General features: G+C 52.5%; 14 protein-coding genes. 2 read left to right on the top strand and 12 right to left on the bottom strand.

The features are described 5' to 3' along the window. Positions 1–56: 56 nt before the first annotated feature. From ACZ5FK_RS08285 to ACZ5FK_RS08315, 7 genes are all read right to left on the bottom strand, one after another. Positions 57–626, bottom strand: coding sequence for a TetR/AcrR family transcriptional regulator (locus ACZ5FK_RS08285; RefSeq protein ID WP_464804462.1), 570 nt, complete (start codon positions 624–626; stop codon positions 57–59). Positions 627–759: 133 nt separating this feature from the next. Then, positions 760–2,004 (bottom strand): serpin family protein, encoded by a 1,245-nt coding sequence (locus ACZ5FK_RS08290; RefSeq protein WP_464804463.1) that lies wholly within the window; start codon positions 2,002–2,004, stop codon positions 760–762. Between the two features lie 89 nt (positions 2,005–2,093). Further along, a complete protein-coding gene (locus ACZ5FK_RS08295; RefSeq protein WP_464804464.1) occupies positions 2,094–3,290 on the bottom strand; it encodes an acyl-CoA dehydrogenase family protein in 1,197 nt (398 codons plus the stop codon). A gap of 52 nt (positions 3,291–3,342) precedes the next feature. Next, positions 3,343–4,509, bottom strand: coding sequence for a saccharopine dehydrogenase family protein (locus ACZ5FK_RS08300; RefSeq protein ID WP_464804465.1), 1,167 nt, complete (start codon positions 4,507–4,509; stop codon positions 3,343–3,345). Positions 4,510–4,563: 54 nt separating this feature from the next. Continuing rightward, complete coding sequence (locus ACZ5FK_RS08305; RefSeq protein WP_464804466.1) at positions 4,564–6,042, bottom strand: aldehyde dehydrogenase family protein; 1,479 nt, start codon at positions 6,040–6,042, stop codon at positions 4,564–4,566. A gap of 169 nt (positions 6,043–6,211) precedes the next feature. Beyond that, complete coding sequence (locus ACZ5FK_RS08310; RefSeq protein WP_464804467.1) at positions 6,212–8,062, bottom strand: tetratricopeptide repeat protein; 1,851 nt, start codon at positions 8,060–8,062, stop codon at positions 6,212–6,214. Positions 8,063–8,151: 89 nt separating this feature from the next. Continuing rightward, entirely contained in the window at positions 8,152–9,696 is a 1,545-nt protein-coding gene (locus tag ACZ5FK_RS08315) for a DHA2 family efflux MFS transporter permease subunit (RefSeq protein ID WP_464804468.1), read from the bottom strand. A gap of 191 nt (positions 9,697–9,887) precedes the next feature. Here ACZ5FK_RS08315 and ACZ5FK_RS08320 point away from each other — a divergent pair, with 191 nt between their 5' ends. After that, the gene (locus ACZ5FK_RS08320; protein WP_464804469.1) at positions 9,888–10,778 is read left to right on the top strand and encodes a TetR/AcrR family transcriptional regulator; all 891 of its coding nucleotides are present in this window, start codon (positions 9,888–9,890) and stop codon (positions 10,776–10,778) included. Between the two features lie 344 nt (positions 10,779–11,122). Here ACZ5FK_RS08320 and ACZ5FK_RS08325 read toward each other — a convergent pair whose 3' ends face one another. The 4 genes from ACZ5FK_RS08325 to hutU form a co-directional block, all read right to left on the bottom strand. Beyond that, positions 11,123–12,979 (bottom strand): SEC-C metal-binding domain-containing protein, encoded by a 1,857-nt coding sequence (locus tag ACZ5FK_RS08325; protein ID WP_464804470.1) that lies wholly within the window; start codon positions 12,977–12,979, stop codon positions 11,123–11,125. 65 nt (positions 12,980–13,044) lie between these two features. Then, positions 13,045–14,364 carry a YjiH family protein gene (locus ACZ5FK_RS08330; RefSeq protein WP_464804471.1) on the bottom strand — a complete coding sequence of 440 codons (1,320 nt, stop codon included), beginning with the start codon at positions 14,362–14,364 and terminating at the stop codon, positions 13,045–13,047. A gap of 82 nt (positions 14,365–14,446) precedes the next feature. After that, positions 14,447–15,700 carry an imidazolonepropionase gene (gene hutI / locus ACZ5FK_RS08335; protein WP_464804472.1) on the bottom strand — a complete coding sequence of 418 codons (1,254 nt, stop codon included), beginning with the start codon at positions 15,698–15,700 and terminating at the stop codon, positions 14,447–14,449. Continuing rightward, complete coding sequence (hutU, locus tag ACZ5FK_RS08340) at positions 15,697–17,370, bottom strand: urocanate hydratase (RefSeq protein ID WP_464804473.1); 1,674 nt, start codon at positions 17,368–17,370, stop codon at positions 15,697–15,699. Before hutU ends, hutI begins: the two co-directional genes overlap by 4 nt. A gap of 492 nt (positions 17,371–17,862) precedes the next feature. Here hutU and ACZ5FK_RS08345 point away from each other — a divergent pair, with 492 nt between their 5' ends. Beyond that, positions 17,863–19,452 carry a methyl-accepting chemotaxis protein gene (locus ACZ5FK_RS08345; RefSeq protein WP_464804474.1) on the top strand — a complete coding sequence of 530 codons (1,590 nt, stop codon included), beginning with the start codon at positions 17,863–17,865 and terminating at the stop codon, positions 19,450–19,452. Positions 19,453–19,531: 79 nt separating this feature from the next. Here ACZ5FK_RS08345 and ACZ5FK_RS08350 read toward each other — a convergent pair whose 3' ends face one another. Continuing rightward, positions 19,532–20,959, bottom strand: a complete 1,428-nt coding sequence (locus ACZ5FK_RS08350; protein WP_464804475.1) for a helix-turn-helix domain-containing protein — start codon at positions 20,957–20,959, stop codon at positions 19,532–19,534. Positions 20,960–21,024 lie beyond the last annotated feature (65 nt).

A 21,024-nucleotide genomic window follows, 5' to 3' on the forward strand; every position in this document is an offset into this window, starting at 1 on the left:
CCTAAAACGTATTGACCATTTCTCTCAAACGGTCATTCAATTCTAAAAAAGAAGTCTCATTGCAAGAGACTTTTAAAGATCGTATCGCTCAGCAGCGTGGCAATCTGTTCCTCTGTCAATTCCTCGTCATGCGTCTTTTCCCAATCCACGATCAGCGCCATGTAGGACTTGAACAGCAGGTACGCGACCAGCTCCGGCTGGCAAGGTTTGAGTTCACCTTTCTCGACAGCCTTTTCGATCTTCTGGCGTATGTACGAAACGATCTCTTTCTCGATTTGCATTAGCACTTCCGTCACGGCAGGCGTACGAAGCTCGTTTTCTTCGTCGATCAGTTTCGCGTACAAATGATGGGTGTTGCGGAACTTCAGCATTTCCATCAAGCGGGCGTGGGCATTCTGTTCGAATGTACCGCCTTCCACCGCTGCCGCATTCGATGCAGCACGCATTTCCTCCATCATCTTCAGGACAATGGCATTGAACAGTTCTTCTTTGTTCTTGAAGAACGTATAGATCGTCCCTTTGCCGACGTTTGCAATCTTCGCCACTTGGTCCATGGTCGTCGCCTTGTATCCGAACATGGAAAACGACTTCGCCGCCGCCTCCAATATCTCCTGTCTCCGATCCACTTCTTCACCTCCTGCATCGTGTGACTGAAAAACAGATACGGTCATTAAGTCAATATCATATACCAATCAAAAAGAAACTGCAACCTCGTTCCATAAAAAAACCGGCAAGAGCCCTCCTGCCGGTTACATGTCCTCACTCTATGACGGGTTCCCGAATAGCTCCGGTAAAGAGAATGGTGCCTGTTTGGCCATCTTGGATAGCGAACCAGAACGGGCGGTTCACTTCCATCACAAACGGCTCCTCAGCCGGCGCAGATTCCGTGACTGAGACGCCTGTCACTGCTGCTGCCTCCGTCCCTTTTTCATTCACATCTATATAGGTTTTCTGCAGCACTTTGGAGATTGCAAGAGACGCATCCCCTTCCACCATCAGGCTGAAGTCTGCATCGTCCTGAAATGCCTGGTCCATTCCAAGGGCCTGGAGGGTCTCATTCAACTCCGTCGCATATGCCATTTTAAACTTAGGCATGAGGATCGTCCCTTCCCTCTTCTCGAGTCCGTCATTCAGCGATTTCCACCCTTCCCCATCCCAGGTGCTCTGGAATTCCGCAAAGTCGGTGTCCTCATCCGGCAAGACGATAGTCATGCTCATCTCACCTTCCCCATATGGGAGGCGGATCGCTTCAAACCTATCACCAGCCATATAGTCCAGGCGTTCGGAAAGCTTCATGAACGGCACCTCGATTGAGCTGTCCCCAGTGTGGAAGGTCCGTTCTTCGGTATCTTCCTCTTTGAACGGGTACGCCCAGTCCCCTTTGAAATAAATTGCGTTCAGCAGCAAGGAGACAAGGTCTTGATCCAGCGGACTGTTCACCATCTTATTGATCTTCTTGTTCGTCTTATCGCTGACCCACTGGTTGATGCGCTGTGCAGCGTCGTCGCTCTGAATATCAATTTCCTGCAGTTCTGCATTAAAATAGTCTTCGTTGCGCGCAGCGAACTGCTCCTGGAATTGGTAGCTGTCATTCAGCCAGATAGAATTCGCAACGGACAGCTGGATTCCGTCCTTCTTCTGCGCCAAGACATTCATCAGCGAGGCATTCGCCCGGTTTAAGTCTGCCGGGTCGATCCCTTCCAGCTGCAGCGCTTTTGCAATACCCTCTTTCGTCTCACCTTCCGCTCCATTATAGACCATGCCGAGCGCCATCATCAGGCTCATCGGCGATATGAATAGATTGCCTGTTTCATCAGGATCCACCTCATGCAGCAGTTTGAAGCCGAGTTCGTTGACCCCGCCGACAATGCGTTCATAGTCCTTTTCCCCAAATTCCACGTCTTTCGAAACTTCAAGGCGTCCTTCGTCATGATCCGCTCCACAGCCGGCAAGGGCTCCGAGCAGGGAGACGCCAAGCATGATGGCAATTGCCTGTTTCTTCATATGCCTCATCCTCCTTATCCAGTAGTCCGGATGAACGGATGAAAAGTTACAAAAAACGCCAAGAGTCTTAAGCTCTTGGCGTGGATCAATTAGTTTTCATCAAACGGCCAGGATGGCAGCATGTGGTTGAGCGGTTTGTCCTCCCGGTAGCCGAGGACGTATTCCGCCTGCATGATCGTATGGATTTCGCGCGTGCCTTCATAGATGACAGGCGCTTTCGAATTGCGAAGGAAACGCGCGACTGGGTATTCGTCGGAATAACCGTAGGCGCCATGGATCTGAAATGCATCGTCTGCCGCCTGATTGGCGAAATCGCATGCCTGCCACTTCGCGAGCGATGTCTCACGCGTATTGCGGACCCCTTTGTTCTTCAGTTCGCCTGCGCGATAGACGAGGAGGCGGCTCATCTGATAGCCGGCTTCCATGTTCGCGAGCATGCGCTGGACGAGCTGGTGCTTGCCGATCGGCTTGCCAAATGTCTCCCGCTCGTGGCAATACTTAACGCTTTCCTCAAGGCATGCGGTGATCAGCCCGACGGCACCAGCCGCGACTGTGAAACGGCCGTTATCGAGAGCCGCCATCGCAATCTTGAACCCTTCTCCTTCTTTGCCGAGCAGATTCTCTTTCGGCACACGCATGTCTTCGAAGAACAACTCGCCTGTGTTGCCGGCGCGGATGCCGTACTTCCCTTTGATCGCTTTCGAGGAGAAGCCCGGGTATGTCCGTTCCACGATGAACGCACTGATTCCGTGGTGCTTCTTCGATTTATCGGTATAGGCAAAAACGAGGAAATGATCTGCGACGTCGCAAAGGGAAATCCATGTCTTCTGCCCGTTGATGACGTAATGGTCGCCATCCAGTACTGCAATCGTCGCCATCGCTGCGACATCCGAGCCAGCGCCTGGTTCCGTCAAGCCGAATGCGCCGATCTTCTTGCCTTCCGCCTGAGGAGTCAAATACTTCTGCTTCTGCTCTTCCGTCCCCCACTGCAGAAGAGTGAGCGAGTTCAATCCGATATGGACGGATACCGCTGTCCGGAACGCTGTGTCCCCGCGTTCCAGTTCCTCGCACAGGATGGCGAGCGAATTATAGTCCATGCCGCTGCCGCCGTATTCTTCCGGCAGGCAGACGCCCATGAAGCCGAGATCCGCAAGCTTTTTCCATATGGCCGGGTCAAAGCCGCCTTCCGCATCCCATTTCTGGATATGCGGCATGATTTCTTCATCCACAAACTGCCGTGCCGTCTTGCGAAGCATCTTCTGTTCTTCCGTGAATTCGAAATTCATCTCCCAATCCCCTTTCCTTTCTGGAAAAGGGGAGGCGTCCGCCTCCCCCTGATCACACATGCGCTTCTTGCATTTTCACCGTCTCGTTGATTTCCACGCCGCGTTTTTTCATTTCCTCGATATACGCAGCACCCGGCACGATCGTTTCCGGCGGATGGACGCCGCGCTTTGTGATCCTGCCGTCACCGATCATCTGGGCGACGACGGAAATCGTGTTCGCTGTCGCGCGAGCCATGGCGGTTTCGTTGACTGATTGATCTTTTTCCGTCACTAGATTGTATTCATACGTAACAGGCTCGCCATCCTTCTCGCCGCTGACGATGACGCGAAGCAGGACAGCATCGACTTTATCCCCAAGCTTCAATTGAGGAGACAGCTGTTTGTGCATGACTTCCCGGACACTGACTTGTTTTCCGTCGATGTCCACGAAGCTGTCTTTCGAAAGCAGGCCAAGATCGACAAGCAGCTGGAATTTCTCCGCATGTCCCTTATACCGGATTGTCTTGTATTCCAGCGTCTCGATATCCGGGAACGTTTTCGAAAGTGTGGACGTGCCGCCGGATGTATGGAATGCCTCCAGCTCGCCGAATTCTTCGAAATGGATCGGTTCCACTTCGGAAAGCGAGTCAATTTCAAGCAGTTTGCCGCCGCGGAGTACATGGGACGGATCCGTGTAATGATCGAATACCCCTTCCAAGCTGAAGACGACATTGTAATTGAGCGGCGGTTCCGGCTTGACCGGAATTCCCCCGACATACAGCTTAATGCTTTCCGTCTTGTCGAGCTTGCTCGCTCCATAACCCGCGAGGATATTGATCATCCCTGGCGCAACGCCCAGATCCGGTATGATCGTGACCCCTTTCGCTTTCGCCGCTTCGGCGAGGCCAAGCACCGCATCCGTTGCTCCGCCTATATGGCCGCCGAGGTCAACGGAATGGACGCCGATTTCAACAGCCGTCTTCGCTACCTTTTCATTGAATGAATAAAACAGCGCATTGATGACGACGTCCCCAAGCGCCATCACTTCTTTAAGCTGCAAGTCGTTCGTTGCGTCAAGCTGCAGAATATCCAGTTTATCGGAAAAGAGGTTCTCAGCGAACTCCTCCGCCTGCCGCGTGTTCACGTCCGCTAAATACACTTTTTCCACGTTATCGCTTTTCACAAGATCCCGGACAGCCTCTTTCCCCATAAGACCAGCGCCTAGTACGACCACTTTCATATGAACATCCCCTTTTGTATGAATTCCCGTTGATGCAGGCAACTTCCCCCAAAATCACTCCGTATCAATTTGTGCGCGCTGTAATTTCCCGCTGAAGTCGACGTAGATGCTCTTCCACTCTGTAAAGACATCGAGAGCCGCGACGCCTGAATCCCGGTGTCCGTTGCCCGTGCCTTTCGTTCCGCCGAACGGCAAGTGGATTTCCGCGCCCGTCGTACCCGCGTTCACATAGACGATCCCCGTATCCAGGTCACGCTGCGCCTTGAAGATCGTATTCACGTCACGCGAGAAAATCGAGCTCGACAAGCCGTATAGCACGCTGTTGTTCACTTCGATCGCCTCGTCCAGGCTGCCGACTTCGATCAATGACACGACCGGCCCGAAGATCTCCTCCTGCGCAAGACGGCTGTCCCACTTTACATCCGTGAACAATGTCGGCTCGAAGTAATGGCCGTTTGCAAAGTCGCCGTCCTTCAGCACATTGCCTCCTGCCGCAAGTTTCGCCCCTTCGTCCTTGCCGATACCGATATACTTCTCGATCTTTTCAAGGGCTTTCGCGTTGATGACCGGCCCGATCTTGACGGACTCGTCCAAGCCGTTACCGATGGAAAGATCTTTCATCGCTTCTAGCAGCTTCTGCTCCAGCTCCTCCTTGACATCTTTATGCACGATGACCCGGCTGCATGCCGTACAGCGCTGGCCGGCTGTTCCGAATGCGCTCCACAGGATGCCTTCAACAGCAAGCTCAAGGTCCGCATCATCCATGACGATGACCGCATTCTTGCCGCCCATCTCCAGCGACACTTTCTTCAGATGGCGTCCTCCAAGCTCAGCCACATGCCGGCCCGTCTCCGTTGAACCCGTGAAGGAGATGACCCGCACGTCAGGGTGCTCGATCATCGCTGTTCCGACCTCGGAGCCGGAGCCAAACACGATATTCGCAACCCCCGAAGGCAGTCCCACTTCCTCGAAGATGCGCGCCATCTCATACGCCATCATCGGCGTTTCCGTCGCAGGCTTCCAGATGAATGTGTTCCCCGCGACAATGGCCGGGAACGACTTCCATGTGGCAATTGCGACCGGGAAGTTCCACGGCGTAATCAGTCCGACGACCCCGATCGGCGCGCGGACGCTCATGGCGAATTTATCCTTCAATTCGGATGGCACAGTCTCTCCGAACAGACGGCGCCCCTCGCCAGCCATATAGTAGGCCATGTCGATGCCTTCCTGCACTTCTCCGCGAGCTTCCTCGATTACCTTCCCCATCTCTTTCGTCAGCACTTGTGAAAGGTGTTCCTTCTTTTCCTTCATTAAGTTCCCGATTGCATATAAGTAATCCGCCCGCTTCGGAGCCGGCACAAGCGCCCATTCCTTCTGCGCTTTCTTTGCCGCTTCCACCGCCTGGGCGACATCTTCTTTTGTCGAAAGACGGACATCCGCCAGTTTCTCTCCAGTTGCCGGGTTTGTGACAGCTGTGTACTCTCCGCCCCCTGATTCCTGCCAAGAACCTCCGATGTAATTGTTCAATTGCATTGCACCATTTCCCCTTTCCCTTCAAAACGTTCTGGAACCGCTTACAACTACTCTTATTCGACACGAACGCGGTAAATCCTTCTTTTATTTCTGAAATAAATGATAAAAGAGCTCCCGCATAAAAAAACCGGAGAAAAGGCTCCACGAGAGGTCCCTTTCTCCGTCATTTTTACAGCAGCGTCCAGATGTACATCGCTTCTTCGATGCTTCCGGCTTCTACGCTCATTTCATTCGGGTATGGCAGTTTCGGCAGCCCGTTCTCAACAAGTGTGGAGACAAACTGATTCTGCATGCCTGCTTCCTCGAAGAGGCGGTGTGCCTCCGGGCGTCTTTGCAGGTCAGCGAGCTTCCAAGTCAGGAACGCATGCGCCGCATCCTCTCCTTCAGGCCGATGGAACGCAAGCAGGCTTTCCGCCATTTCAAGATCACCGTTTTTCAGCCGGGAACTAATGGCAAGATAGCGGGCTCCCTGATGGTCGGACGGGTTCAGCACAAGCAATTTCTCGAATAACTCCGCCGCCTCTCCGAAGCGCTCCTCTTCGTATCGCAAGACGCCCAGGGCCAGAAGTGCCCGCATATACGGACGGTTCGTCACAAGCGCCCAGGCGATTTCAGCAGGCTCAAATGTCTTTTCACCAAGCCGCACCGCTTTTTCCAGATGGAACTCCGCCTTTCCAGTGTCATCATGCAAGAGTTCCGCCAGCAGAAGCTGCGCATCGACTGACTCCGGATCCAGCTCGAGTGCTTGCCGCGCAAATTTTGCCGCCTTTTTCTCATCGTCCAGTGCGTCAAACCCGTTATAACAGAGCATCTGGGCTCGCTGCACATCTGTTTCAGGGAAAAAGGGCTTGTTCGCCTCTTCCATGAAAAAGCGCTGCACCTCCTCATCCGATTGGAAGACCCTTCCCGCCATCTTCTGATTCATCTCCCAGTTGACCCGTTCAGTCGGTCGCGGATCCAGTCCGACATAATAGCTGTCCGACGGCCCCTCCATATGCTGCGTCTCTCGCTCCGCCTCTTCGAGCATCTCTTCCAGCGGATCGAGATGCCTCGTCATCGACGATACCGAGACGCCGAACAGCGCGGCGATCTCTTTTTGTGTCATCGGGCGGCCTGATACCATTCCAAATTCGTTCAGCAGGAGGAAGATGGCCGCGGCTACGCCTTCATGCTTCCTGACATTCGGCTGATATTCTTGGTAATAGCCGGCCATCAGGCTTTCCGCAAATTCCACGCATAGCCTGTCGCCTCCATGCTTCTGGATCTCGTTTTCAAGGAGCGCAAATGCCTCTTGTTGCTGCGGTGTCAGCAGTTCCTGCACATCGAGTTCAATCGTTTCATTGAACAGCCGGTATATCTCCGCCGCAAAGTTCCGGTAAAAGTCCCGGCTGCTCGCAAGCCCGCTCTCCTCGGCAAGCCTGCTGAGCCGCTCTTCCAGCATCCCTTCCGGATGGCGGGACAGCTGAAGCGTATTGATGATGCGCACGCCCCGTTCCGACAGCGACTTGTCCGGAAGCGCAAATCCGTGCACATACTCGCCTTTCTTAGGAGGCGCATCCATATAGGACATCATTTCAAATTCGTGGACGCCATGGTCGAGCAGCTGCTCACAGATTATCCGCCCGTTCTGTACGTCGCTCACTTTCGCAAGCAGCACGACCGGCTCACGCCACCCTTCCAGCACCTCGCGCGTCCCGGAACGAAGTGGGCCATTCAGTGACTTCAGCAAGTGACGGTTCCATAGATCGTTCCGCTCGATGAACAGGAATGCATCAATCATGGCGTTCTTCGAGTATTGCCTGTTCAACTCAGGGCCGACCGTGCTGTTCCATGCCCTTTCATACCGCTCAAAATCGGCAAAATCCGCATGACTGGTGACGCCGTTTTCAAAATAGCTCCCAATGACACGTTCGGCCTCTTCCTTGACCAGCTGATCGCTCGATACTGTTTCGTTTTGTGCGCAGCATTTTTTATACTTCTTGCCGCTGCCGCATGGGCAAGGATCATTCCGCCCGATCATTTCCCCACATCCTTCACTCTATATGCTTATTTCTATATTCTACACTACGCCTCCAATTCCCTGCTGCCAAGAAAAAACCCGCCCAGGAATCATTCCTGGACGGGGATTTTCGCTTGTTCATTGAACGTTTCTTTGACAGCCGGCTTTTCCTCGACATTGAATGTCGGCGGTTTGACACGTCGGATGAACAGCGTCAAGATGAGGCCGCCCACCGCAATCAATGTCGAGATGAAGAACGCATGGTTGATGCCGTCAAGCATCGCCTGCAGACCGATTTCCTGCTGCATCTGGAGAGCTGCCGTCTGATCTGTCGGCATTTGGCCGCTGGCTGCTGCCTGTTGCGCAAGTTCCGCACCGGATTTTTCCATACGCTTCGTCATGATAGTCAGCAGAAGTGCAGAACCGATTGCACCGGACACTTGCTGGATCGTATTATTGATGGCAGTACCGTGCGGGTTTGACTTCATCGGAAGCTGGTTCATGCCGTTCGTCATGATCGGCATCATGACCATCGACATCCCGAACATCCGAACCGTATAGAGGGCCATCAGATAATAGTAGCCTGATGTCAATTCCAGGCGGCTGAGATAATACGTACTGCCGATCGTGATCAGAAGGCCTGTGATGGACAGCAATTTTGGTCCGTATTTATCAAAGATCTTACCTGTGATCGGCGACATGAAGCCCATGATGATCGCACCCGGCAACATGAGAATCCCCGCGTCGAATGGCGAAATGCCGCGGACATTCTGTACGTAAAGCGGCGTCAAGATCATACCGGAGAACATCGCGACGCTCATGATGATCGAAATGACGGACGCAAGGGCGAACATCGGATGCTTGTAGATCCGGAAATCGAGCAACGGATCCTTCATCCGCAATTGGCGGAAGATGAAAATGAGCAATGATACGGCACCGACTGCGATGGTTCCGTAGACATATACAGAATCCCATCCTTTATCCCCTGCCGAACTAAAACCGTACAAGAGTCCGCCGAATCCGATGCTGGAGAAGATCAGCGACACAAAGTCGAGACCGACATTGCGATTCGGTGTGATGTTTTTCAGCTTGAAGATGGCAATGAGGATCGACAGGATGCCGAATGGCAAGACGATCTTGAACAGCATGCGCCAGTCGTAATGTTCGACAACCCAGCCGGACAGCGTTGGCCCGATCGCAGGTGCTGTGAACATGACGAGGCTGAAAAGTCCCATCGCAGATCCCCGTTTTTCAATCGGGAATGCGACAAGCATGACGTTCATCAAAAGCGGCATCATAAGCGCGGAGCCTGACGCCTGGATCATCCGGGAAGCAACAAGCAGGCCGAACGAAGGGGCAACAATCGCAAGTCCTGTACCTGCCGAGAACAGAATCATTGCCGTTATGAACAGCTTGCGGTTTGAAAACTTCTGTACGAAGAACGCACTCGCCGGAATCATGATTCCGTTCACCAGCATGAAACCGGTCGTCAGCCACTGGACAGCGGACGGCTTCACCTCAAATTCATTCATAATGGACGGCAGTGCAATATTTAATAATGTATTGTTCAAAATAGCAACGAAAGCCCCGAAAAACAGGATGGCAATCATGCCATACGGCGGCTTTTCATGCATTTTCTTGATATCCATCTCCATGTTGTGTCCTCCTTCTTTTTAACAACATGTTCACCATTTTATACCGACAGTCCAAATTAATCAATATTGGAAATCGCTTTCATATAAAAAAAGTTTTTATCATTGATTCTAAGGCGTTTTATTTGTAGTATAAAATTGTACTGGCAGTCCAAAACAGTAATCTTCCATTTGGGATGAAGGAGTTACCAGGAATGAATGAACGAAAACTGCAAGTCATTTTGACCGCCCAGCGGTTGTTTACCGATAAAGGATTTACCGCGACATCCATTCAGGACATACTCGATGAAGCGAAGATCTCCAAAGGGACCTTCTATAATTATTTCACATCAAAAAATGAATGCCTGATCGCCATTATGGAAAATGCATACGAAGTCTCGACCATCCGGCGCCGTGAGCTGCTCATCGGCCAGCCGAAAGACGATAAGAACATCCTGGCCGAGCAGATTCTCGTGCGCATGCAAGTGAACCGGGAACAGAATTTGCTGCCCATCTATGAAGCGGTCTTCTACTCGGGGGATGCGGAACTTCGCCAATTTGTCGCCAGTCATCATATGAAGGAGCTCGAGTGGCTGACGAGCCGGCTTACCGATGTGTACGGAGAGGAGGCGGAGCGGTATGCACTCGATTGTGCGATCATGATTCTCGGCGTCATCCAGCAGCTGCTGCATTTTTGGGCGTCGCAGAACCAGGAAGCGCCGGATATCAAGAAACTCGTCCACTTCACCATCCGCCGGGTCGATGCGATGATCTACGATATGATCGAGCATGAGGACACCTTGTTCGGCGCCGACATCCTCGCCGTAGTCCACACGGCCTCCGTGCCTAGCGAGAAGCTGAAGGCCGAATTGATCGATGCCTTGCAGAAGTTCCGGAAAGCTGCTGCAAAAGACGGACAGCAAGCGGGACTTGAGTATATCGACTATCTTCTTGATGAACTGCAGGCGGAAAAGCCGAAGCGGTTCATCATCGAAGCCGTCGCCCGCTCCTTCCGCGAAGCCTTCACTGGCTCCTGCCAGGCGATCCGGGTGAATGAAATTGTTTCAATGCTGTGGGAATATGTAGATCATGTGATGGGTGAATGAAGGGAACCGCGCGCGGTTCCCTTTTTTCATATTGCACTCCGGACGTAAGGCGGCAATCAAAAAAGGACGGCATCATAAAGCACGCCGCCCTCCTGGAAACCACTTTATATGTCAACTGCATGCAGCGCGGTGGTGAAACAGCAGACTGCCGAAGTATCCTGCCACGTAAATCGGTGAAGCACGTCAGCTCAGCCTGCAAAAAAAGCAATCCGCACGCACTAACGCGCAATGCAGTCCAGCAAACAAGCAACCGGATCTCGTTTGACGCAATCCGCCCCTTCTAAGAAGCAGCTTTCTCAAGTTCTGCGCAGCACCTGCCGGAAACAGCGCAATCCGCCCGGCTCCTATGCATCAGGCCCCTGCAGCAGCAGCCAGATATACCGCGCCTCCTCCACTGAACCCGGCTGGATGGAGAGATGCTGCGGGTAGGGGATCGGCTTGGCCTTGAAAGTCATCAGATGGCGCACATGCCCGTTTGCTTTACTTGCCGTTTCCAGCATCGCTGCCGCTTCTTCCGATTCTCCGCCCGAAGCCGCCTCCTCGAGCTTCCAGTCCAGGTACAGGTAGACAGCGTCACTCTCCGCCCCCTTGCCATAACGCACAAGCAGTTCGGCTGCCTCGTTATACCTTTCTGCATGGATCATGGACGCGACTGCCTCATACCGTGCGCCTTGATTGTCCGTCCGGTTCATCCGCACAAGGTCTTTGAAGACATCGGCGGCTTCGCTGAATTCCCGGTTCATGAACAGATGGACCCCATACGCGAATGCGGCGCGCATGAATGGCCGGTTCGGGATGTTCATCCATGGGTTGTCGCCAGGCTCGAATGTCTTACTCGCTTCGCGGATGGCTTTTTCATACAGCTTGGATGCCGCGTCACCCTCCATGCGCTCCGCTTGCAGCAGGATGGCATCCGGAAGTTCCGGTGCCAGTTCCGCCGCCTTTTCCACAAGCATGTGCCGGACATCATCAGACTCCGCTGCATACGCCTCATACGCGATCCGCTGCGCCCGTGCTGCGTCAATGCCCGGCTTGCGCTCCGGCTGCACGACGCCCGCCGTCGTCATCGCCGTCTCCCACAGTTCCTTCTCCGTTTCGCGCGGGTCGGTACCGATTTCATAGGCACGTTCCGCCACCTGCTCATCAAAACCGACAAGCATCTCGTCATACAGCACGGCCAAGTCACGCGCAAACAGCTGCATGCTGCCCGGCTCCGCTCCGTGCTTTTCCGCGAGTTCCACTTCCGCCGTGCGCAGATCCCGGACAATGCCGGTCTGGCTTCCCGCCCATAGCGCTGCTGCAACGAAATCGCCGGCCGACTTGAGTTCACGCGGTTCATTCATGAAATAGGCGACGGAAAGCTTATGCAGCATCTCCCGCGCATCTGCGTCCTGGCCAAGCTCCCGGAGTGCGGTCTCAAGCAGCGAAAGCGACTCGACTTGCAGCGGATCCAGCACCTCTTTCACCATTTCGTCAAGGCTCGCCATATTCCGGGAAACGAACAGCTCGTAGATTGCAAGCGCTTGCTCCCCGTTAAGGCCGTCCGCCGAAAGCCCGTCCAGCTCATCGTCCATCTTCACAAGAGACCGTTTCGTCTGCCTGCTCCACTTCGCGAGGAACATCATCGACGAAATTGGTGCAACCGTATTTTCCCCTTTCCGCGGGTCAGGCAGGGCAAGTCCGAACAGCAGCCCGCCTTCTTCAGCCGGCATGCCTTCAATGCGCACAAGGCGGTATTCATCCTCAGAAAACAGTTGGCGGACGGTCAGTGTCTTCTCGTCAAACCCGGTAATTTCCGCAAGCAGCTGCACAGGCCGCCCCCATGCCGCCAGCACCTCGCGCACGGACTCACGGCCCGCCAGCCGCATTCGCTCCTGCACATATGCGTTCCATCTCTCTGGATGTTGCACGAATAAAAACTGCTCTGCTGCCGCCTCTTCGATATCTTCCTTGTTCCACATGCCTTCCAGCCGATCCAGCCATTCACGGATCATCCGCGTGAGCTGTTCCTGTTTCTCACGCGGCAGACGCAGTTCAAAGAACCCCGATAACACTTGCTCAAGTTCTTCATTGGCAATCAATTCAAGTAGGTCTGTCCCTTCCTTACCGCAGCACTTTTTATATTTCTTGCCACTTCCGCATGGGCAAGGATCGTTCCGTCTCACCATCTCGCCGTCCCCCTCTGTATGTACTGTCTCCATCTTACCAAACCCTGGACCACGCGCAAAAACATCCGGATGCGCTCAGGCATCCGGATGCATGGTTTCTACAATAATAAAAAGGCGATCGGCGTCACAATTATGATTGTGAGGATGACACGTTGCACCCAAATGCCGATGAGCTGCGGAATGGAAATCGGAATTTCCGTCGAGACGATACATGGTACAACAGCCGAAAAGAAGATGATCGACGATACCGACACGACTGCAATGACAAATTTGACGACAAGCGCCGATTCCACGACGAGCATCGCCGGCAGGAACATTTCCGCGATACCGAGTGCGCTCGCTTTCGCGACAAGCATCGGTTCCGGCAGCTGCAGTGCCCATGTGAACGGATAGAAAATATAACCGATCCAGTCAAAGACAGGCGTGAATTCAGCAAGCACAAGGCCAAGCAAGCCGATGGACAAGATAGATGGCAAAATCGCCATTGCCATGAGCAATCCGTCGCGAACATTCATTACGATGTTCGGACCGATTGCAGGAGACTTCGATACTGTCTCCATCGCCTCGCCCCATGCAGCCGGGAACCGTTTCCCTGCTGGTTTCATCTCGGGCTGCGGCGTGGAACCTTCATAGTATTCGTTTTTAATTGACCGAAGCGGCCATAGATGGACGGTAATTGCTGTCACGATGAACGTCACAAGCAATGTCACCCAGAAGTACAGATTCCAAATACTCATGAGATCGAGCGTCTTTGCGACGACAACCATGAATGTAGCGGAGACCGTTGAGAAGCCTGTCGCGATTATGGCCGCCTCTTTCGCCGTGTACTTCCCTTCCTTATACACTCGGTTCGTGATTAACAGCCCCAGAGAATAGGAGCCGACGAACGACGCGACCGCGTCAATCGCGGAACGGCCCGGCGTGCGCCAGATCGGCCGCATGATGGGCTGTACAAGGACGCCGATGAATTCAAGCAGGCCATAACCGACGAGCATTGCTAGGAAAACCGCTCCGATCGGCACGAGCAGCCCGACTGGAATGACGAGTTTATTCAATAAAAACGGTCCCATGCTTGGTTCAAATAGCCATGCAGGTCCAAAATCGAATACGAGCATGATCCCGACAATCAAACCGATTACTTTAAAGAATGAAAAGACCATATTGACATTGGATTTTTTCCATGTGCCTGAAACAAAGGGATACACCGCCCCCGCCAAAATGACAAGCAGTGCATAATACGGCAGCGCCCCGCTCACATTCGTCTGCAGCCACGTTACCATATGGTCAAGCATGATTGAGTTCTTTTCCCCAATTGTCACCGGCACGAAGAACATAAATGCACCGATTGCGCTATACACAAAGAACTTCCACATACCCGGCGTCGATTTCGTTTTCACATCTTCCCTTAACTGAGCCATACCTCTCACCCCTCATTTGAATATTCCCACTACTTTCGTTGCAAGAAAGCCGTGAATGGCTTCTCGCATTCACGGCATCCTGTCAGCCGACAACCCGTTTCCCTTTTTTCCAAACAGACCGGACGTGGTTCACGCCGAATAAATACTGCAATTCCTGATAACTCGATACATCCCATAGAACAATATCGCCCTGCTTGCCGACTTCAAGTGAGCCGACCTTCTCCTCCATCCTGATTGCGCACGCCGCATTCATCGTCGCTGCGACAAGTGCTTCCGCAGGCGTTATGCGCATCGAGATGCACGCGAGGTTCATTACGAGCGTCATGGATGTCGTCGGTGATGACCCTGGATTGCAGTCCGTCGAAATAGCGACCGCAACTCCTTCATTAATCATCTGCCGCCCTTTCGCAGCCTCTTCCCGTAAGAACAAGGCGGTCGCCGGCAGCAGGCAGGCGATGACACCCGCTTCCGCCATATCCTTGATTCCCTGATCGGATACCTTTAATAAATGCTCCGCTGATATCGCACCCACTTCAGCAGCCAGTTCCGCTCCACCATATGATTCAATTTCATCAGCATGGATTTTCGGAATCAACCCGTGCTTCTTTCCCGCCTCTAGAATCCGCTTTGACTGTTCAGGTGTGAACACGCCGACTTCACAAAACACATCATTGAACATCGCAAGCTTCTCTTCCGCGACGACCGGCAGCATATCGTTTATGATGCTATCAATATATTCGTCTTCCTTGCCTTTATACTCCATGGGAACGGCATGCGCCGCCATGAACGTCGGAACGAGATCCACCGGGTGGCATTCATTCAGCCGTTTCATGGCTCGCAGCTGTTTGAGTTCCGTTTCAAGATCCAGCCCATAGCCACTTTTCCCTTCGGCGGTCGTTACCCCGTGCTTGAGGAACGAGTCGAGCCGGCGCGTAGCCTGTTCGACCAGCTCATCCTCCGAAGCTTCCCTAGTCATACGGGTTGTCGCGTGGATGCCGCCGCCCGCATTCATGATGTCCATATAGGTCGCGCCTTCAAGACGCATTTCAAACTCCCGCTCCCGGCTGCCGCCATAGACGACATGGGTATGGGGATCGACGAGGCCTGGCGTCACCAGTTTCCCTGTAGCATCGACGACCTCCGCCTCACTGGAGCGATGTCCGAAGTCCCGCTCGAGTTCTTCTGTCGTGCCGACTGCTTGGATCGTACCATTCTCGATCCAGACGCTGCCGTCCTCGATGATGCCAAGCTCCGACATTTGCTCCTTTTTCCGCGGGCTGTTTTCTCCGCGGATCGTTGCAAGTTGTGCTGCATGTTTGATCCAAACCGGTTTCAAGAATTCTCACCTTCTAACATCGGAATTTGTACACCTTTTTCCTTTGCCGTCTTGATCGCGAGATCGTATCCTGCGTCAACATGGCGCGCGATGCCCATGCCCGGATCTGTCGTCAGCACACGCTCGAGTCGCGCTTCCGCCTCTTTCGTGCCATCCGCGACAATGACCATGCCGGCGTGCTGCGAATACCCCATGCCTACGCCGCCTCCGTGATGGACGGACACCCATGTTGCACCGCCGACTGCGTTCACGAGTGCATTCAGGATCGGCCAGTCGGATACAACATCCGACCCATCTTTCATTGCTTCTGTTTCACGATTCGGAGACGCAACGGAGCCGGAGTCAAGATGATCGCGTCCGATGACGATCGGCGCACTGATTTCACCGCTTGCCACCATGTCGTTGATGATTTTTCCGAACCGCGCACGCTCCCCGTAGCCGAGCCAGCAGATCCGCGACGGAAGCCCTTGGAATTGGATCTTCTCCTGCGCCATCTTGATCCAGTTGCAAAGATGCGTATTATAGCTGAATTCACGAAGGATCACTTCGTCTGTCTTCCGGATATCTTCCGGATCGCCGGACAGCGCCACCCAGCGGAACGGCCCTTTCCCTTCGCAGAATTGCGGGCGGATGTAAGCAGGGACAAATCCAGGGAAATCAAATGCCCGTCCGACCCCTTCGTCTTTTGCCACTTGCCGGATGTTATTGCCGTAGTCGAATGTGATTGCGCCTTTATCCATCATCTCGATCATGGCGGAGACATGCTTCGCCATCGAGTCCTTCGACTTTTTCACGTATTCTTCCGGGTTTGATTCGCGGAGCTTTGCCGCTTCCTCAAGCGACATGCCTGACGGGATATATCCGTTCAACGGATCGTGTGCGGACGTCTGATCGGTAAGCACATCGGGGTTAAAGCCGCGTGCAATCATTTCAGGCAACACATCTGCCGCATTGCCGAGCAACCCGATCGACAGTGCCTTCCCTTCGGCCTTCGCCTCTTCTGCAAGGCGGATCGCTTCTTCAAGTGAATCCGTCTTGACATCGGTATAGCGTGTATCAATCCGGCGGTCGATCCGAGATTCATCGACTTCCACCCCGATACAGACGCCGCCCGCCATTGTGACCGCAAGCGGTTGCGCGCCGCCCATTCCGCCAAGACCTGCCGTCAGGGTAATCGTGCCTTTCAGCGAACCGCCGAAATGCTGCTTCGCAAGTTCCGCGAACGTCTCATACGTCCCTTGCACGATTCCTTGCGATCCGATGTAGATCCAGCTGCCCGCCGTCATCTGGCCATACATCATGAGACCCTTCTTATCAAGCTCATGGAAAGTATCCCAGTTGGCGTACGCCGGCACGATATTCGAGTTCGCAATCAGCACGCGCGGCGCATTGTCATGCGTCTTGAATACAGCGACCGGTTTTCCGGACTGGATAAGGAGCGTTTCATCATTCTCCAGCGCCTTCAGCGACTTGACAATCGCGTCAAAACTCTCCCAGTTCCGCGCCGCCTTGCCGATCCCCCCATAGACCACCAGATTCTCTGGATGCTCCGCCACGTCCGGATGCAAATTGTTCATCAACATCCGCAGCGCCGCCTCCTGCTGCCACCCTTTCGTATTCAATTCCGAACCCCTATACTGAACGACCTTATCTGCTGCAACCGCTTTCATATTCAGCAACCCCCTTTTCGATACTTTCATTCTATAGGTAATGTTCAGTTACTTGTTTATACTTTTTTGTTACATATATATTTTGTTGACGACGGAATTATACTTCACTAAACAATATTAGCTGAAATAAAAAGTATTTCACTTAATAAATTGATATAAAAAGGTATAGTCATAAGGACTCTAATATATTAATATTAAAGTACTATAGTATGCTATTTTGAATAAAGTTCTTAGGGATCATTAATGCGGAATATATTACCTATTTATCTTGACTTTAAAAACCGACTATAGAATTGATAACTGAAGAGGAGAATCAACTTGTCGCGCATCCGTTCAATGTTCACCTTTAAATCGTCCATCAAAACAAAATTGATAACGATCTCATTTTTGCTATTATCCATTCCACTGCTTATTCTGGGGACGCTTTCGTATAACAAGAGTACGGACAGCCTTGATAAATTAGGAGAAAACAACTTAAAGAGCAGTGTTGAAATGACCATTCAATTCATCGATGTGCTGAATGATGAAGTGGAAAACGGCCATCTGACACTTGAGAAAGCTCAGGAAAAAGTGAAAGAGCTTCTGCTTGATAAGAAAGATGAATCGGGAAAGCGTGCGCTGAACCCTCAAATTGATCTAGGGGAAAACGGCTATATCTTTGTTCTTGACGATACCGGTACATTGCTGTTGCACCCAAGCGCAGAAGGCAAGAACAACTGGGAATCCAAAGATCCGAAAGGCTTCCTATCGACACAGGCTATCATTAAAACCGCACAAGACGGTGGTGGACTCACCTATTTTTATTGGACATTGCCAAACGATGAAAGCAGGATCGGTGAAAAGGTCGCTTATTCCAACCGCGATCCACATTGGGGATGGAATATCGTAGCCGGCACATACAAGATGGATTTCAACCAGCAAGCGAAGCAGATCCTAAGCCTCGTCGCCATCGTTACAGGGATTTCATTGTTGGTCGGAACTGCGATCATCTGGCTTTTCGCCAACTATATTTCAAAACCGATCCGGCTTGTGACAGGACAGATGAATCAGCTGGCTGCAGGAGATTTATCACAAGAATCAGTTGTGATCCGTTCCAAAGACGAAGTAGGACAGCTTTCTATAGCCATGGACCAAATGAAAGAAAGCTTGAGGGCCATTATCGAAAACGTGTCCCATGCGTCGGCTATCTTAACTGACCAAAGTGACAGCTTTACGAAGACTGCAGCGGAGGTCAATATAGGCGGTGAACAAATCGCCTTGACGATGAGCGAACTTGCGACCGGATCAGAAACACAGGCCTTGAACGCGGGGCAGCTGAAGGATGCGATGAGTGAATTCAACTCAAAAATCGTGGAAGCCAACCGGAATGGCGAGGAGATTTCCGAAGCGGCCATCGAGGTCTTGACCATGACTGAAGAAGGAAAGTCGCTGATGGATAACTCGGTCACGCAAATGGAGGCCATCCATCAAAAAGTCCGCTTGGCTGTAGGAAGTGTCAAGGAACTGAGCAAAGAGACAAACGATATTCCACAATTGATCCAAGTCATCCAAAGCATCGCCGAACAGACGAATCTACTGTCTTTGAATGCGGCGATTGAAGCGGCACGGGCAGGCGAACACGGAAAAGGATTTGCGGTCGTGGCATCTGAAGTGCGGAAACTATCCGAACAGGTATCCGAATCTGTAGGGGAGATCACTACCATTGTGGAACGCGTTCTAAGCGGATCGGATCAAGCCGTGAACGCACTGGAATCCAGCTATGCAGAAGTCGAAGAAGGTGCGGAGAAGGTACGTTCTACAGGTCAGACGTTTGCTGTCATCAACCAATCAGTCTCATCAGTTGTCGAGAAGGTACAACATATATCTGCCCATTTGCAGCAGCTTGCTGAAAGCAGCGATGACATGAATCAATCTGTTGAAGAGATTTCCGCTGTCGCTGAGGAATCTGCAGCCGGCATCGAGCAAGTCGCCGCTTCTGCGCAGCAGTCCAGCAGTTCCATGATGGAGATTACAAACAGTGCGGAGCAACTGGCACAGCTATCAGGTGAACTGAATACACAAGTATCCACTTTTAAGTTATGAGAACACTATGCATCTCCGAAAGTCCGGCCGTGAGCCGGACTTTTTTCATTGCATCTCTCGGCTGTACTATTTCTAAGGATTACAGATGCCGATACCCATACGGCGTCACTCCCACTACTTTCTTAAACCGCTTGCTGAAATACGTTGCATGCGTAAAACCTGCTGCCGCAGCCACATCGCTGATCGAGAGGTCCGTCTCCTTTAACAACCGCGCCGCCTCTTCCACCCGTTTCTTAAGCAACGAATCCGTGAATGATTCTCCTGTTTCTTGCGTATATTTACGGCTGAGCGTGCTTTTATGGATCTTCATGTCCTCCGCGCAAGCAGCGAGGCTGAAAGTGGAATCCCAATAATTCGCGGCAATCCGTTCTCGTACTTTCTCTCCAAACCGAGCGGCCATATCAGAACTTGCCCGCACCGATCCAAACAGCTCTGTAATATATGATATGAATGTCTCGACAATCCGGTAGACGACCGGCTCGCGGACGATTGTCTCAAACAGCGCATGGTAGGCCTCCTCTGTCCCGCCTGAGGCAAGTGAGTTCGCGGACATATACCGCCGGACTTGCGCCAAGATGCTCGTCAAACGCACCCGCACCATTTCCGGGTTCGGATATGGAGCCGCAAGGGTCAGGAAGTCCTGTTCCATCCATCCACGGATTTCAGCCGCCTGCCGCTTCTCCAGCATTTCAATCCATTTCCGCTGTTCCAGCGGTGACAGGAATGGATCGATTTCCTGCCAGCCGATGTCCTCCTCTTCCCAGGAAAGAATATCGTACCCGTCATAGAACACCCGCTCATAAAAGCGCCGCATCGTCTTATAGTGCTGCCGGTAGCTGTCCCCTTTACTGCCCTTATACAAATAAATCGCAAGCAGCACATCAGACTGCCGTTTCCATTCATTGAAAAAGGCACGGTACGCTTCAGACAAGCTATCCTTGTCCTCAGCAGGATGGACCGCAAGCACAAAGTTGGAAAAGGGGAAGATGGCCATGTGGGGCGGGAAATCACAGGCTTCCAGTTCGGCTACGAGCCGGCTGATTCCCGTTTCTTGTGAAGGGACGATCAGGCTATAGAAGATGGCTGTTTCCGGATAGGTATTGCCTACCAAGAAATCCTCATACGCAAGAGAGGATGCGCCCACATCCCGTTGCTTGAGCGGTGTTGCCCGATTGCGCAGGCGGAAGCGGAGCTGCTGAACATGTGCAATGAGCCGTTCAGGCTGCAGTGGCCTGAACAAAACGTCTTCCGCTTTCATGGACAGCGCCTGGTAGATGGTCCGGAAAGTGCGTTCCGACGATAGGCCGAGCCACTCTACATGACGCGGAACCGCCACCTTCCCTTCCGAAATGAATTTCATGTCGATTATGTAAAAATCAGCATGATCAAAATCCAAGCTCCCAGGCGTGGCAATCAGTTTTACTTGGACGTCATTCCATTGTGAGGTCAGCAGCCATTTTATCCCCTGGCCTTCCAATTGGTCTTGGATCAGCATATGTATGTTCATTGCGAGCCTCCTGTCTATAATTCTTGTCGCATCGTCATTCGCTTGCAACCACCCTGCAAATTGGC

Source organism: Sporosarcina sp. GTC18466, from assembly GCF_055389225.1.